The organism is Kitasatospora sp. NPDC101447, from assembly GCF_044767225.1.
GTDB lineage: Bacteria > Actinomycetota > Actinomycetes > Streptomycetales > Streptomycetaceae > Kitasatospora.
Genome location: NZ_JBIWNL010000021.1, coordinates 132,575 through 147,898 on the forward strand (window position 1 = coordinate 132,575; position 15,324 = coordinate 147,898).

General features: G+C 73.1%; 14 protein-coding genes and 1 pseudogene. 10 read left to right on the forward strand and 5 right to left on the reverse strand.

From position 1 onward, the window contains the following. Positions 1 to 128 precede the first annotated feature (128 nt). Entirely contained in the window at positions 129 to 1,208 is a 1,080-nt protein-coding gene (sepH, locus tag ACIRST_RS26885; protein ID WP_402804912.1) for a septation protein SepH, read from the reverse strand. 517 nt (positions 1,209 to 1,725) lie between these two features. Between sepH and ACIRST_RS26890 the strand changes: the two genes are divergently transcribed. Continuing rightward, complete coding sequence (locus ACIRST_RS26890) at positions 1,726 to 2,577, forward strand: hypothetical protein (RefSeq protein ID WP_402804914.1); 852 nt, start codon at positions 1,726 to 1,728, stop codon at positions 2,575 to 2,577. An 87-nt stretch (positions 2,578 to 2,664) separates the two neighbouring features. On the opposite strand, the gene ACIRST_RS26895 is transcribed toward ACIRST_RS26890, so the two are convergent. Beyond that, entirely contained in the window at positions 2,665 to 3,987 is a 1,323-nt protein-coding gene (locus ACIRST_RS26895) for a D-arabinono-1,4-lactone oxidase (protein ID WP_350523319.1), read from the reverse strand. Between the two features lie 104 nt (positions 3,988 to 4,091). Continuing rightward, complete coding sequence (locus ACIRST_RS26900; RefSeq protein WP_350523318.1) at positions 4,092 to 5,348, reverse strand: MFS transporter; 1,257 nt, start codon at positions 5,346 to 5,348, stop codon at positions 4,092 to 4,094. Positions 5,349 to 5,477: 129 nt separating this feature from the next. Here ACIRST_RS26900 and ACIRST_RS26905 point away from each other — a divergent pair, with 129 nt between their 5' ends. Together ACIRST_RS26905 and ACIRST_RS26910 are read left to right on the forward strand one after the other, a co-directional pair. Then, entirely contained in the window at positions 5,478 to 6,620 is a 1,143-nt protein-coding gene (locus tag ACIRST_RS26905) for a ferrochelatase (protein WP_350523317.1), read from the forward strand. A gap of 43 nt (positions 6,621 to 6,663) precedes the next feature. Further along, positions 6,664 to 7,482 (forward strand): inositol monophosphatase family protein, encoded by an 819-nt coding sequence (locus tag ACIRST_RS26910; protein ID WP_350523316.1) that lies wholly within the window; start codon positions 6,664 to 6,666, stop codon positions 7,480 to 7,482. Positions 7,483 to 7,697: 215 nt separating this feature from the next. On the opposite strand, the gene ACIRST_RS26915 is transcribed toward ACIRST_RS26910, so the two are convergent. Further along, entirely contained in the window at positions 7,698 to 7,883 is a 186-nt protein-coding gene (locus ACIRST_RS26915) for a hypothetical protein (RefSeq protein ID WP_030057688.1), read from the reverse strand. Positions 7,884 to 8,326: 443 nt separating this feature from the next. On the opposite strand from ACIRST_RS26915, the gene ACIRST_RS26920 reads away from it, so the two are divergent. The 4 genes from ACIRST_RS26920 to ACIRST_RS26935 all read left to right on the forward strand — a co-directional run bounded on the left by ACIRST_RS26920 (position 8,327) and on the right by ACIRST_RS26935 (position 12,353). Beyond that, entirely contained in the window at positions 8,327 to 8,980 is a 654-nt protein-coding gene (locus ACIRST_RS26920; protein WP_030057689.1) for a response regulator transcription factor, read from the forward strand. Positions 8,981 to 9,048: 68 nt separating this feature from the next. Continuing rightward, the gene (locus ACIRST_RS26925) at positions 9,049 to 10,374 is read left to right on the forward strand and encodes a HAMP domain-containing sensor histidine kinase (protein WP_350523315.1); all 1,326 of its coding nucleotides are present in this window, start codon (positions 9,049 to 9,051) and stop codon (positions 10,372 to 10,374) included. A gap of 223 nt (positions 10,375 to 10,597) precedes the next feature. After that, entirely contained in the window at positions 10,598 to 11,581 is a 984-nt protein-coding gene (locus ACIRST_RS26930) for an acyl-ACP desaturase (protein WP_396549744.1), read from the forward strand. 472 nt (positions 11,582 to 12,053) lie between these two features. Next, positions 12,054 to 12,353, forward strand: a complete 300-nt coding sequence (locus ACIRST_RS26935) for a DUF4193 domain-containing protein (protein ID WP_030057692.1) — start codon at positions 12,054 to 12,056, stop codon at positions 12,351 to 12,353. A 244-nt stretch (positions 12,354 to 12,597) separates the two neighbouring features. Here the strand turns inward: ACIRST_RS26935 and ACIRST_RS26940 are convergent, their stop codons facing one another. After that, a complete protein-coding gene (locus tag ACIRST_RS26940; protein WP_396549746.1) occupies positions 12,598 to 13,047 on the reverse strand; it encodes a DUF3093 domain-containing protein in 450 nt (149 codons plus the stop codon). Positions 13,048 to 13,182: 135 nt separating this feature from the next. Between ACIRST_RS26940 and ACIRST_RS26945 the strand changes: the two genes are divergently transcribed. The 3 genes and pseudogenes from ACIRST_RS26945 (at position 13,183) to ACIRST_RS26955 (ending at position 15,098) form a co-directional block, all read left to right on the forward strand. Beyond that, positions 13,183 to 13,761 carry a PaaI family thioesterase gene (locus ACIRST_RS26945; protein ID WP_402804930.1) on the forward strand — a complete coding sequence of 193 codons (579 nt, stop codon included), beginning with the start codon at positions 13,183 to 13,185 and terminating at the stop codon, positions 13,759 to 13,761. Further along, positions 13,758 to 14,292: pseudogene (gene dut / locus ACIRST_RS26950) on the forward strand (dUTP diphosphatase). Before ACIRST_RS26945 ends, dut begins: the two are co-directional and overlap by 4 nt. 2 nt (positions 14,293 to 14,294) lie before the next feature. Further along, positions 14,295 to 15,098, forward strand: a complete 804-nt coding sequence (locus ACIRST_RS26955; protein ID WP_350523311.1) for a DUF3710 domain-containing protein — start codon at positions 14,295 to 14,297, stop codon at positions 15,096 to 15,098. Positions 15,099 to 15,324: the final 226 nt, after the last annotated feature.

A 15,324-nucleotide genomic window follows, 5' to 3' on the forward strand; every position in this document is an offset into this window, starting at 1 on the left:
GGCGGGGGGGGGGCCCCCCCCCCCCCGGGGGCGGGGCCCGGGGGGGGGGGCGCCCCCCCCCCCCGCGCCCGGCCGGGCGGGGGGGGCCCCCCCCCCCCCCCCCCCCCCCCCCCCCCCGCGTCCTGCTGCTATTCCTGCTTCTTGCGCCGGCTGCCGAAGACGATCTCGTCCCAGCTGGGCACGGTGGCCCGGCGCCCGGGCCGGACGCCGTCCGCCTCGGCCTGCCGGTCGGTGGTGCCGACCAGGCGCTCCCGGTGCGGGGCGACGGCGCGCGGCATCAGGATGTCGGCGTAGGCCGAGCCCGCGCCGACCGCCGGGGCGGCGGCCGCGGCCGACTCCTCGCTCTCCTCGGCGACCTCGGCGGGCACCGGTTCGATCGGGGTGGGGCCGCCGACGGCGAGGTCGCCGCGGAAGGCGGGGACGACGTCGAGCAGGCTGGTCAGCGAGTCCCGGGCGTCGGCGGTGGCCTCCCGCGATTCGCGGACCTCGCGGGCCGACATGATGCGGTCGGCCGAGGGCCGGTCGATCATCGGGCGGGGCGGCCGCTCCTGGGGGAGCCGGGCGATCCGCGGGATGAACGGGAAGACCGACTCCTCCTCGCGCTCGACGTTCTCGCCGATCAGCGCGCGGGCCTCGTCGTCGTTGGGCTGGACCAGGCGCCGGGGCGGGTCGTACGTCCAGGAGGCATTGCGGCCCTCGCCGTCGGCCCGGTAGGAGAGGATGACCTCCCAGGTGCCGTCGTCGCGGCGCCAGGAGTCCCAGCGCTCGGTGTCCTTCTCGGCGCCGCGCAGCGCGAGGCGCTCGGCGACGGCCTCGCCGAGCTGCGGGCCGGGGGACTCGCCGTTGCGGCGGATGGCGGTCTTGCGGGCGCGCTCGGCCATGAAGGCGCGCTCGGCGAGGACCGGACCCTCGAAGCGGCGGACGCGGTCGACGGAGATCCCGGCGGCCTGGGCGACCTCCTCGGCGGAGGCACCGGCTCGTATCCGGGCCTGGATGTCCCGCGGGCGCAGGTGGCTCTCGACCTCGATCTCGATCTGGCCGAGGCGCGGCCGGTCGCCGCGGATGGCGGCGCGCAGCCGCTCGTCGATGGGGAGGGTGTACTCCGTGCTGTCGGCAGCCTTGAGCACCAGCCGTGTGCCGTCGTTGCTGACGGCCACAACCCGCAGTTCGGGCACGCTTACCTCCCGGGTGGTGCCTGCCGACGTCACCTGCGTCGCTGCTCCCGTACTGAGTGTGGCCTGCCCACTCGCGACTGGCCACAACCTTGCTGAGTTCCCCGGCGTGTCGGGCTCATGCCCGCGCGCGCCGCTGTGGCACGGTTGCCTTTTTGCCACGCCATCCGTCGGCGTCGCGCCTGGGTGTCCCGGCCCTCCTCGCACGCGGAGTGTTCGCGACGATCCGGGACGGGCGTCGCCGTGCGTGCCCGTTCCGTGGCTCTTCGTCAAGCTGCCGGTGAAGGCGCAGTCGACAAGTCGACCCAAGGCTCAGGCTTTACGAACAGTACTCCATTCGTGGCACCCGAAGGGGCGGCTCGCCGCTCAAGTCTCCCGCGATTCACGGGAATCTCAAGAGCACGCACCACCGATGGCGTACCACCGACGGGTGGACGGTGATCATCTTCACACAATCCGGGCGTGCAGAACCGCATTTTCGTCCCTTGTGTCCTTCTTTGGGCAAGATGGAGTGGCTTGTTCGAGGAACAGTCGTACGGACCGAGGGATGTTGATGCCGGAGCGGAGCCCCGCCGAGGAGGGCGGCAAGGAGGAGCGCAGGCGGATCGATCTGAGTGCGGCTCAGGTCGTGGCGAGCGCGCTGGCCGCCGTCGTGGGCGCGCTGTTGGCCTCCGAACTGGGCGTGTACGGAACGATCTTGGGCGCTGCGGTGGTGAGTGTCGGGGCCACCACCGGCGGCGCGGTGTTCCAGCACCTCTTCAGGCGGACCGGTGAACAACTGCGCGAGGTGGTGGACCGGGGGCCGAACCAGACGGCGAACGCGCTGCGCCAGGTGCCGGTGGAGTCGGAGCAGTCGGAACAGTCGGCGCGTCGGCCGGTGCTGACCGCGGAGTGGAACGAGCCGCAGGTGGTGCGGGCGCGCCGGCGGTGGACCTGGAAGACCTACGCGGCGGTGTCCGGGCTGGTGTTCGTGGTGGCGATGACGCCGATCGTGGCGTTCGAACTGGCGACCGGGCAGCCGGTGTCGGCCACGGTCAAGGGCGAGTCCGGTAACGGCACCTCCTTCGGCGGCTCGGCGGCGCCCAGGTTGGCGCAGCCGCAGGACGCTCCGCCGCAGCGGCCGGCGCCGGGCGACACACGCGGACCGGCGGCGACGCCGTCCGGTGCTGCCTCGGCTCCGGCGACGACGCGGCCGGGCCGGGAGCCGAGCGGTACCCCGAGCACCGGCGCGGGTACGGCTTCGCCCTCGGCGGGCCCGAGCGCGAGCCCGTCGGCCGGGTCCTCCCCGTCGGCGGACAGCGGGAAGCCCACGGGCGGGGCCACCTCGCAGCCGCCCGTGGCGGGGGACGAGCCCACCCGGGCGCCGGCGGCCCCGTCGCCGGCGGCCGGGACCCCGGCGACCTGACCGGGACCCCGGCGAGCCGATCGGCACTCCGGGTGAACCGGCGGGACCCCGGCGAACCGGCCGGGTCGGTCCGGCTCCCCGGGGGGATCAGGCCCCCAGTACCCGGCGCAGGTAGTCGTTGCCGAAGACCCGCTGCGGGTCGACCTCGTCGCGCAGTGCGGTGAAGTCGCCGAAGTGCGGGTAGACGCCGGCCAGGTACTCGGCGTCGCGGGTGTGCAGCTTGCCCCAGTGCGGGCGGCCCTGATGGGCGGTCATCAACTGTTCGACGCCGGTGAAGTAGCCCTGGTCGGCGGTGCCCCGGTAGAGGTGGACGGCGATGTAGGCGCTGTCCCGGCCGGAGGCGGTGGAGAGCCAGAGCTCGTCGGCGGGGGCGAAGCGCACCTCGACCGGGAAGCTGATCCTCCAGTCGGAGCGCTCGACCAGGGCCTTCAGCTCGCGCAGCACCCCGCCGACGGCCTCGCGCGGCACCGCGTACTCCATCTCCACGAAGCGGACCTTGCGCGGGCTGGTGAACACCCGGTACGCGGTGTCGGTGTAGCTGCGGTCGGACCAGGCGCGGCTGGCCAGTGCCGCGATCGAGGGGATCGAACCGGGGAAGCGCCGGCCGACCCGGCAGGCGCCCTCCCAGACGGTGTTGGAGAGGAAGTCGTCCTCCAGCCACCCCTTGAACCGGGGCAGCGGGGCGGCCGGGCCCTGGCTGCGGTTGTTGCGCTTGGTGGCGCAGCGGTCGGTGTGCGGGAACCAGTAGAACTCGAAGTGCTCGTTGACGGCGGTGAGGTCGTCGAGTCGTTCCAGCACCTCGTCGAAGGCCATCGGCTGCTCGTGCGCCGTGAGCAGGAAGGCCGGTTCGACGCCGAAGGTGACCGCGGTGATCACGCCGAGGGCGCCGAGGCCGAGCCGGGCGCCCTGGAAGAGCCGGGGGTTCTCGGTGGGCGAGCAGCGCTTGACGGAGCCGTCCGCGAGGACGATCTCCAGCGCGCGGATCTGGGCGGCGAGCGAGCCGGAGTCGCGGCCGGTGCCGTGGGTGCCGGTGCTGGTGGCGCCGGCGACGGTCTGGACCTCGATGTCGCCCATGTTGGTGAGGGACAGGCCCTCGGCGGCGAGGAGCCGGTTGAGGCGGTGCAGCGGGAGGCCGGACTCGACGGTGACGGTGCCCGCCTCGCGGTCGATCTCGCGGACGGCGGTGAGCGCGTGCGGGCGGATCTGGACGCCGTCACCGGCGGAGGCGATCGAGGTGAAGGAATGGCCGGAGCCGACGGCCTTGACCGTGCGGCCCTGGTCGGCGGCGCGCAGGATCTCCCTGGCCAGTTCCTCCGCGGTGCCGGGGGCGGCGGACCGGGCGGGCTCGGCGCTCTGGTTGCCGGCCCAGTTGGTCCACCGGGTGCGGGTCGCGGTACTGGCCTGGGGCATTGCGCTGCCTCCTGCTCCGTGGCCGAACGGGTCGGCGCGGTCCGGGGCGGCGCGGCCGCCCTACCCACGGGTAGGCCCATGGGTAGGGCGAGAGATTAGTCAGTTCACCGTTCGACGTCTACGGGTCGATCGGCCGATTCGGCGGGCTCGTTCGCGGCGACTCCGGAGCGCAGGCGCCGGAGCCCGGTCAGTGCGACGAGCACCCCGAGGGCGCCGGCGGCCAGCGGGACCCAGTAGCCGGCCGGGGCGCCGGAGGCGTCGACCACCCAGCCGCCGATCGAGGAGCCGAGGGCCACGCCGAGGGCGAGGCCGGTGGTGGTCCAGGCCATGCCCTCGGTGAGCTTGGCGGCCGGGACGAGCCGCTCGACCAGGGCCATCGCGGAGATCAGGGTGGGGGAGATGGCGACCCCCGCGACCAGCAGGGCGGCGCCGGCCGCGATCAGCCCGCCGACGCCGTGCACGGTGGAGGCGACGAGCAGGATGGGGATCATGCTCAGCGCCATCATCACCACGCCGACGAAGAAGCGGGTGGCCAGCGGGGTCCTGGGCTTGAGCGCGCCGTAGACGACGCCGGCCAGGCCGGAGCCGAACGCCCAGACGGCGAGGACGACGCTGGAGAGCCCCTTGTGCCCCTGGGCGTCGGCGAAGGCGACGGTGACGATCTCGACCGAGCCGAAGATCGCACCGGTGGCGACGAAGGTCAGCACCAGCACGACCAGACCGCCGTTGAGGATGGCGCTGCCGCCGCTGTGGGCCGATGCCGGGTGGACCGGCGGTTCGGTGCGCCGCTGGGCGGTGAACAGGGCGATGCCGACGGCGAGCGCGACGACGGCCACCAGCAGGCCGGACTCGGGGAAGACGTTGGTGGCCAGGCCGATGGCGAGGATCGGGCCGACGATGAAGCAGACCTCGTCGACGACGGCCTCGAAGGAGTACGCGGTGTGCAGCTTGGCGGCGTCGTCGCGGTAGAGGTGGGCCCAGCGGGCGCGGACCATGGCGCCGGCGCTGGGCATGACGCCGAGGCCGACGGCGAAGAGGAAGAGGGCCCAGGACGGCGCGTGGAAATGGGCGCAGAGCAGGAGTCCGGTCGCGGCGGCGACGGTGATCGCGGTGGCGGGGAGCGCGACGCGGCGCTGCCCGCGCCGGTCGACCAGCCAGGAGACCGCCGGGCCGAGTGCCGCGGCTGCGACGGCCATCGTCGCCGAGACCGCGCCGGCCAGCCCGTACGACCCCGTCAGCTGGGAGAGCATGGTCACGATGCCGATCCCGGCCATGGAGATCGGCAGACGGGCCAGGAACCCGGCAGAGGAGAAGGCCAGAGTGCCGGGGGCGGCGAATATCCGGCGGTAGCTGGACAGCACGGGGAGTCTCCGTCTGGGTAAGGAACAAGGCTGGCCAACACAGCTTACGTAGGTTGGCAAACGGTATTTTCCGGACGCCGACGCGGCCCCGGCGCCGTCGCCCGGCCCCTCAGTGGCAGGATCGGTGCCATGTCCGACGCGCGCAAACCCGCTCCCTCCGGCGCCGCTCCGTACGACGCCCTGCTGCTCCTGTCCTTCGGCGGGCCCGAGGCCCCCGAGGAGGTCGTCCCGTTCCTGGAGAACGTCACCCGCGGCCGCGGGATCCCCAAGGAACGGCTGAAGGAGGTGGGCAAGCACTACTTCATGTTCGGCGGGGTCAGTCCGATCAACGAGCAGAACCGCGAACTGCTCGCCGGGCTGCGCAAGGACTTCGCCGAGCACGGGCTGGACCTGCCGGTCTACTGGGGCAACCGGAACTGGGCGCCCTACCTGGTCGACACCCTGCGGGAGATGGCGGCCGACGGGCACCGCCGGATCGCCGTGCTCGCCACCAGCGCCTACGCCGGTTACTCGGGCTGCCGACAGTACCGGGAGAACCTCTCCGACGCGCTGGCCGCCCTGGCGGAGGAGGGCGTGCCTCCCCTGCGGGTCGACAAGCTGCGGCACTTCCACAACCACCCCGGCTTCGTCGAGCCGATGATCGACGCCACCCTGGCCGCGCTGGCGGAGCTGCCCGAGGCCGTCCGGGCCGGCGCCCGGCTGGCGTTCACCACGCACTCGATCCCGGACACCATGGCCGAGACCTCGGGAGCCCCGGACGACCCGGCCCGCGGCACGCCGGGCGGCGCGTACGTCGCCCAGCACCTGGACGTGGCCCGGCTGATCGTCGCGGCCGTCGCCGAGCGCACCGGCGTCGCCGACCGGCCCTGGGCGCTGGTGTTCCAGAGCCGCAGCGGAGCCCCGCACACCCCGTGGCTGGAACCGGACATCTGCGACCACCTGGAGGCCCGGCAGGCCGAGGGCGCGCCCGCCGTGGTGATGGTCCCGATCGGCTTCGTCTCCGACCACATGGAGGTCAAGTACGACCTCGACACCGAGGCCGTCGCCAAGGCCGCCGAACTCGGCCTGCCGGTGGCCCGCGCGGCCACCGTCGGCGCCGACCCCCGGTTCACCGCCGCCGTCCGCGACCTCGTCCTGGAGCGGGCCGCCACCGAACGCGGCGAGGACGTGACCCGCTGCGCCCTCGGCGCGCTGGGCCCCGGCCACGACGTGTGCGCGATCGCCTGCTGCCCCAACCCGCGCGCCCCGCGCCCGGCCGTCGCCGAGCGCTGAACCCGCCCGACCCGACGTTCCCGCCGCTACGGAGGAGAATCCCGTGACCGCCCCCGCCCAGCCCGACGACCGGCTCCTCGACGACCTGCTGGACGTCGCCCTGGACGCGGCCCGGCAGGCCGGCATCCTGCTGCGCGACGGCCGCCCGGCCGACCTCGGCGTGGCCGGCACCAAGAGCAGCCCGGTCGACGTCGTCACCGAGATGGACCTCGCCTCCGAGAAGCTCGTGCTGGAGCTGATCACCGACCGCCGCCCGGCCGACGGCTACCTCGGCGAGGAGGGCGCCGAACGGCCCGGCACCAGCGGGGTCCGCTGGGTCGTGGACCCGCTCGACGGCACGGTCAACTACCTGTACGGGCTGCCCTCCTGGGCGGTCAGCGTGGCCGCCGAGGTGGACGGCCGGGCGGTCGTGGGCGTGGTGTACGCCCCGGCGCGCGACGAGCTGTTCCACGCCGTTCTGGGCCGCGGTGCCCGACTGAACGGCCGGCCGCTCTCGGCCCGCCAGGCCCCGCCGTGGGGCCAGGCGCTGATCGCCACCGGGTTCAACTACGTCCAGTCGGTGCGGGTGCGCCAGGCCGAGGTCCTGCTGGCACTGATGCCCGAGGTGCGGGACATCCGCCGGGGCGGGGCGGCGGCGGTCGACCTGTGCGACGTCGCGGCCGGGCGGCTGGACGGCTACTACGAGCGCGGCCTCGCCCCCTGGGACCGCGCCGCCGGCTGCCTGATCGCCGCCGAGGCCGGCGCCCTGACCGGCGGCCGCCCCGGGCACGGACCGGACCGCGAGCTGACCGTGGCCGCCGCCCCGGGCGTGTACGAGCCGCTGCAGGAGCGCCTGGCCGCGCTGCGCGCCTGGGCGGACTGAGGGCGGACCGACCGGCTCCGGCCGGTCCGGCCCCGCGGGCCCGGACCGGCCGTACCGGGCCCTCGGGCGGCCCTGGTCCGGCGAAGGGCCCTCGGGCGGCCCCGGACATGCGAAGAGCCCTGACATACGGGGGATGCCAGGGCCTGGGTTTCGCACGGCCCCCGCAGGGCCGCAGGTGCCGGAGTGCCGGCGACGGGTCGGTGGTGCCGAACGGGTCAGGCAGCGGTGCGGTGGCGCTCCAGCACCGTGTCCACGCCGTGTTCGGCGGCGAGTCGGCGGAGGTCGTCCAGCTCGGACTGCTCCACCTCGGCGAGGAACTCGTCCCCGGCCTCGATCGCGCGGTGCAGGTCCTGCTCGGCGTTGGCTATGCGCTGCAGGATTCCGGCCTTGAAGGCGTCCATACGGGCCCCCTTACTGTGTCGGACGTGCACGGTCGTGCGTTCTCCGCCCCGAGGAAGGTCCAGCCGGTGAAAGCGCCCAGGCCGGAAACGGTGGTTCTCCGGTCGGACGCGGAGACGGCTTGCGGCCGCTCCCGGTGATGTCCCAACCCCAGGGCCGGCGCGGACGAAACGCACGGCGGGTGGGTGCGACCGGCCAACAGCCAGATCGCGGGTGTGCAGCTGTCCTCCCCCGGGTGGGGGCCGGGAAACCTCCGGGCGGAAGAAAGTTGCCCGTGTCACAGTCCAAGCGGAGTGATACCGACACGAACGGTCATCGCCGCGGACCCGGGACCCGTGCCCGAGTGGCAGCTTATCGCTGCTTTACCGCAGGACCAGGCAGGATGGAGGCACCGTCGGAGCCGCGCGTCCGCTTCCGGGGCCGGCCTGGAGAAGGGACAACGACCGTGCGGGTTCTCGTCGTCGAGGACGAGCAGCTGCTTGCCGAGGCCGTCGCGACCGGCCTGCGCCGCGAGGCGATGGCCGTCGACGTGGTGTACGACGGGGAGGCCGCGCTCCAGCGCATCGCGGTCAACGACTACGACGTGGTGGTCCTGGACCGCGACCTCCCGCTGGTCCACGGCGACGACGTCTGCCGCAAGGTGGTCGAGCAGGGCCTGGCGACCCGGGTGATCATGCTGACCGCCTCCGGCGACATCAGCGACCGGGTCGAGGGCCTGGAGATCGGCGCGGACGACTACCTTCCGAAGCCGTTCGCCTTCAGCGAACTCGTCGCCCGGGTAAGGGCGCTGGGGCGCCGCGCGACCATCCCGCTGCCCCCGGTGCTGGAGCGCGCCGGCATCTCGCTCGACCCCGGCCGGCGCGAGGTGATCCGCGACGGACGCACCGTCCAGCTCGCCCCCAAGGAGTTCGCCGTCCTGGAGGTGCTGATGCGGGCCGGCGGCGCCGTCGTCTCCGCCGAGCAGCTGCTGGAGAAGGCCTGGGACGAGCACACCGACCCGTTCACCAACGTCGTGCGCGTCACCGTGATGACGCTGCGCCGCAAGCTCGGCGACCCGCCGGTGATCGTCACCGTGCCGGGCTCCGGCTACCGGATCTGACCGGAATCCGCCCCGAGGACTCCACCCACCCCGCGCCCGCCCCCGGCGGACGCCCCGAGAGGACGATCATGACCACCCCGCCCCCGGCCGGCGGGCCCTCCGGCGCGCCCGCCGGCGGCCCGCGCGCCGTACCGCCCAAGCCCCTGCACCCGCCGCGCGGCTCCCGGTCGAACCCGTCGCGCAACGACACGACGTACGTCCCGGGCGACGGCATGCTCGCCTGGCTGCCCTTCCGCCCGACCATCCGCATCCGCCTCACCCTGCTCTACGGCGGGATGTTCCTGATGGCCGGCGTGGTCCTCCTGCTGCTGATGTACTTCTTCGTCCGGCAGGCCCTGGACTACGTCTCGCCGCCGCAGCTGAACTTCACCGTGGTCACCCCCAGCGGCGCCTCCTCCACCTTCATGGTCAACGGTGTCCAGATGTCCAGCGAGCAGCTCAACGCGCTGCTCGCCGGCCGGCACGAGGCGGCCTCCACCGTCGCCCTGAACACCCTGCTGCGCAAGTCGCTCACGGTGCTGGTCTGCCTCGCCGTGATCGCCTTCGTGGCCGGCTACGCCCTGGCCGGCCGGGTGCTGCGCCCGCTCGGCCGGATCACCCGCACCGCCCGCGACGTCGCCTCCTCCGACCTGCACCGCCGGATCGAGCTGGACGGCCCGGACGACGAGCTCAAGGAGCTCGCCGACACCTTCGACGACATGCTGGACCGGCTGGACCGCTCCTTCGACTCCCAGCGCCGCTTCGTCGCCAACGCCTCGCACGAGCTGCGCACCCCGCTCGCGATCAACCGCACGCTGCTGGAGGTCCAGCTCTCCGACCCGGCCGCCTCGCCCGACCTGCAACAGCTGGGCAAGACCCTGCTGGCCACCAACGAGCGCAGCGAGCAGCTGGTCGAGGGCCTGCTGCTGCTCGCCCGCAGCGAGAACGAGCTGACCGACCGCCGCCCGGTGGAGCTGTCCGAGGTGGCCACCCGGGCGCTGGAGCAGACCCGCTCCGAGGCGGACAAGCGCGAGGTCGAGCTGCGCTCGAAGCTCGATCCGGCCGTGGTCGGGGGCAACGGCGTGCTGCTGGAGCGGCTGGCGCTCAACCTGCTGCAGAACGCGGTGCGGTACAACACCGCGGGCGGCTGGGTCGAGCTGGCCACCGCCGAGGTGCCGGGCGGCGGCGAGCTGGTGGTCTCCAACACCGGCCCGGTGGTGCCGGGGTACGAGCTGGAGCACATCTTCGAGCCGTTCCGCCGGGTCAAGGGCGCCGACCGCACCCGCAGCGACAAGGGGGTCGGACTCGGCCTGTCCATCGTCCGCTCGGTGGTGCGCGCCCACGGCGGCACCATCGAGGCCACCGCGCGCGCCGGCGGGGGACTCACCATGCGGGTCCGCATCCCCTCACCGTAGGTTCCCCGCCCGGAGCAGGCAGGAAGAGCGAGCCGCCCCCGTCAGGCCGTCAAGACGACATAAGGCCTGGCGGGGGCGGCTTGTCTTTTGTGGCCCGAGCAACTTACGGTGTCGTAACCTACGCAACCGTAAGTGCGACCGTCGGTGCGCCCGCCGACATCGCACGACGTGTGCCCGCCCTACGCGCCCGTCCCCGCGCGTGCCGTCCCCCAGGAGCAAGCCCGTGACCATCGCCCCTGTGCAGAGCAGCACCTCGCTCGGATCGAGCGGCTGGACCGACGCGCGGCTGATCCTGGCCCTCGAAGAGGTCGTGGAGAAGGAGCTCAACCGCCACCTGGCCGTGGCCAAGGAGTGGATGCCCCACGAGTTCGTCCCGTGGAGCCAGGGCCGCGACTTCGACGGCGTGCTGGGCGGCGAGGCCTGGTCCCTCGACCAGTCGCAGGTGACCGCGCTGGGCCGCGTCTCGCTGGTGGTGAACCTGCTGACCGAGGACAACCTCCCCAGCTACCACCACGAGATCGCGACCATGTTCGGCCGCGAGGGCGCCTGGGGCACCTGGGTGCACCGCTGGACGGCCGAGGAGGGCCGCCACGGCATAGCCATCCGCGACTACCTGCTCGCCACCCGGGCCGTCGACCCGGTGGAGCTGGAGCGGGCCCGGATGAACCACATGTCCGAGGGCTTCGAGTCCGACAACGCGCACAGCATGCTGCACTCCGTCGCGTACGTGGCCTTCCAGGAGCTCGCCACCCGCATCGCGCACCGCAACACCGGCAAGTACGCCGGGGACCCGCTCTGCGAGCAGCTCCTGGCGAAGATCGCCAACGACGAGAACCTGCACATGGTCTTCTACCGGAACCTGCTGAAGGCCGCCCTGGAGATCGCCCCCGACCAGGCCATGCGGGCCATCGCCGACGTGGTCACGGACTTCCGCATGCCCGGCCACGGCATCCCCGGCTTCGAGCGCGCCGCCGCGCAGATCGCCCTCGGCGGGGTGTACAACCTGCGCATCCACCACGACGACGTGCTGCAGCCGGTGCTGCGCAACCTCAAGGTGATGGAGATCGGCGGCCTGGGCCCGGAGGGCGTGCTGGCCCAGAACGAGCTGGGCGTCTTCCTGGACGGGCTGGACTCGCAGGCGCGGAAGTTCGAGGAGCGCCAGGCCGCGGTGCAGGCCCGTCGGGCGGCCCGGCGCAGCGCCGAGTAGGGCGCTCCCGCGAGCGGTCGGAGTGGGTGGATTTTCCGTGGTTTGCCCCGGAAGATTCTGAACGTGACCAAGCTCACACCGTGTCGCTCCACGGTGTCGGTCAACCCCGGAGAGTGATCACCCGGTCGGGTGTGCCGATCGCTTTCCGTGACCGGATTCCGGGCCCGTGCGGACCTGTCGGATCGGTCGGAAGCCCCGGTGGGCAAGGGTTCGGGCGGGTATCCGCGCCATCCTTGCTCACTGTGCGTGTATGGTTCGCCGGGCCCGGGAAGGGGCGGCGATGGCCCAGCGTGAGGCCTTCCACAGCCCCGGGGATCACCCCGATGGACCCCCGGCTGAGTGTCGATTGAGTAACAGGGCTTGAAGTAAGGCAAAATCTCCGCCTCGGGTCGGGCACAAGACCGACCCCCCATGCGTTACGTGCGCTGGAGATACCGCACACACCGCACAACCCGGAGGGGGAGAGCGAAAAATGGCAACCGACTACGACACCCCACGCAAGACCGACGACGAGCTCAACGAAGACAGCATCGAGGAACTCAAGGCTCGGCGGAACGACAAGGGCGGCGGCTCCGTCGACGTCGACGAGTTCGACGCCGCCGAGGGCATGGAGCTGCCCGGCGCCGACCTCTCGAACGAGGAGCTCGCCGTTCGGGTGCTGCCGAAGCAGGCCGACGAGTTCACCTGCATGAGCTGCTTCCTGGTCCACCACCGCAGCCAGCTCTACAGCGAGAAGAACGGCAACCCGATCTGCCGGGACTGCGGCGCCTGAGCACCGCGGCGGACAGGGCCCGGTGCCCGCGGCTCCCGCGGGACCGGCACACCGCTCCTTCCGGCCCCGGGCAGCGGGGCCGGACGGCAGTTCCGGGGGCCGTCCTCACGGACGGGCCCGGTAGGACGGAGTCGGCCGACGCGTCGGCCCGTACGAAGTCGTAGGGACGGTCCCGCAGCAGCGGAACCGTCCCTCTCCGTTTTCCGGTCTCGTCCGGGCCCCGCGGGGCCCCGCGCCCGCCCGCTCAGGTGCGGGCGCCCCGCCGGGCCTCCTCCAGCGCCTCCGCCAGCTTCATCGGCGAGCGGGTCGACAGATAGAGGTACGGCGTCGGGTCGGCCGGGTCGCTCACCTCGACCCGCAGCGCCGTCGGGACGTAGCTGCGCAGCAGCATGAAGGCGCGCGGATCGGCCTTCGGGCCGCGCCAGGCCGCCGCCTCGGCGGGGCTCAGCGCCTGCGCGGTGCCGAGCGCGTCCACCGGGATCCGGGCCGGTCCGGCGACCAGCGAGCCCTGGACCACGCGGATCCGGGCCGAGCCGTAGCTGCTGATCGCGACGGCGCCGGCGGCGATGCCGGCCACCAGTCCGACCAGCGCGGCCGGGCCGCTGACCCGGATCAGGATCAGCGCGAGCGTGAGGCCCACTGCGACCGGGAGCAGCCACCAGGAGCGCGGCACCGTGAGGCGTTCGTCGTACATGCCCCCATTGTGGTCGCCCTGACGCCGGGCACGGGACGCCACCCCCACCCGGGGCCCACCTACCCCTCGGTAGGGTTGGGCACCGTGACCGGTACGACAGCCCCCACCGCCCCCGACGGCCGGCCGACGCCCGCGATGCCGCCGTCCCCGACGACCCCGCCGCCGGACGCCGTCCTGCCGCCGCGCGCCCCCGAGGCGCCGGCCCCCGGCACCCGGCTCGGCTCCCACTACGAGCACTGCTTCGGCTGCGGCCCGCAGCACCCCGGCGGCCTGCGGATCGACGCGGTCGCCGGCGAGGGACTCGACGTCACGGCCGAGTTCACCGTCCGGGACGTCCACCAGGGCGGTCCCGGCCTGGCCCACGGCGGGGTGCTCACCACCGCCATGGACGAGACCCTCGGCACGCTCAACTGGCTGCTGCACGCCCCCGCCGTGACCGGCCGGCTGGAGACCGACTTCCTCTCCCCGGTGCCGGTCGACTCGGTGCTGCACCTGCGTGCCTGGATCACCGGCGTGCACGGCCGCAAGATCTACAGCGCCGCCGAGGCGCGGATCGGCGGGCCGGACGGGCCGGTCGCGGTACGCGCTCAGGCGCTCTTCATCCAGGTGAAGCTGGAACACTTCACCACGCACGGTCGTGCCGAGGACATCGACAGGGTCCTCGACGACCCGGATCTGATGAAGCGCGCACGAGCCTTTGAGGTGAACCCTTGAGCGACACCCCCCGCCCGCAGCTGGACGTCCTGATCAAGCGCATCGACCCCGAGCTGCCGCTGCCCGCCTACGCGCAGCCCGGGGACGCCGGCGCCGACCTGCGCACCACCGTCGACGCCGAGCTGGCCCCCGGCGAGCGGGTCGTGCTGCCCACCGGCGTCGCCATCGCCCTCCCGGACGGCTACGCGGCCTTCGTCCACCCCCGCTCCGGGCTCGCAGCTCGTTGCGGAGTTGCTCTCGTGAACGCCCCGGGGACGGTCGATGCCGGGTACCGTGGAGAGATCAAGGTGATCGTCGTCAATCTGGACCCGCGCGAGGGAGTCAGCTTCCGCCGAGGGGACCGGATCGCCCAGCTGGTCATCCAGCAGGTCGAGAAGGCCCGCTTCCACGAGGTGGAGGAGCTGCCCGGGTCGGCACGCGCCGAGGGTGGGTTCGGGTCGACCGGCGGCCATGCCGCGGTCTAGCATGCCCGCGGCCTCGCAGGAAGCCGAGCAGGTATTCGCATCGGTCTTGGACCGGGAAGGACAGTGACCGTGTTCCGTCGTCGCCAGAAGAGCGAGGACGCTGTCGAGCAGCTCGCCGACGACGCCATCAGCGCCGACGAGACGGCCGATGACGTCGAAGGTTCCGCCGAGAGCGAGAACGTGACCGAGCTGGACCCGGCCGACAGGGTCGGCCTGCCGCCGGCTCCCCGGCCGGACGGTCCGTGGGACCACTCGGAGCTGGAGAACCCCGAGGAGGGGCGAGTCGACCTCGGGGGTCTGCTGGTCCCCGGTGTCGAGGGCATGGAGCTGCGCGTCGAGGTCGCCGGTGACGCGATCGTGGCCGCCACCCTCGTGCTCGGCAACAGCGCCATCCAGCTCCAGGCCTTCGCGGCCCCGAAGTCCGAGGGCATCTGGGGTGAGGTCCGCGAGGAGATCGCCAACGGCATCACCTCGCAGGGCGGCCTCATCGAGGAGGAGGAGGGCCCGCTCGGCTGGCACCTCCGCGCCCAGGTCCCGGTGCAGCTGCCGGACGGCACCCAGGGTGTCCAGCTGGTGCGGTTCGTCGGCTGCGACGGTCCGCGCTGGTTCCTGCGCGGCGTGATCTCGGGTCAGGCCGCGGTGCAGCCGGAGATGGCCGGGATCCTGGAGCAGGTCTTCCGTCAGACGGTCGTCGTCCGCGGCGAGGCCCCGATGGCTCCGCGCGACCCGATCGTGCTGAAGCTTCCCGAGGACGCCCAGATGGTGGCCGACGGTGGTGGGGCGGCCGCCACCGCCGGTGAGGGCGACAACCGCTTCGGCGGCACCTCGCTCGACCCGTTCGCGCGCGGTCCGGAGATCACCGAGGTCCGCTGATCGGTCGTGACCGGCCCGGATCGCCCCCGCCCGGACTCCCGGGCGGGGGCGATTTGCATGTGGTGGGCCGGTCCCCGTACAGTTCCGGAGTCGCCGCGGGAGACCGGGGTGACAAAGCGGAAAGCGAATCCGATGAATGAAACTCCGGAAAACGGAGCGGAAAACGTCTGATAAGCTGGAAACACGAAAGAACGAAGCCCGGAGGGTCCGCTGGAAGGCGGTCCGA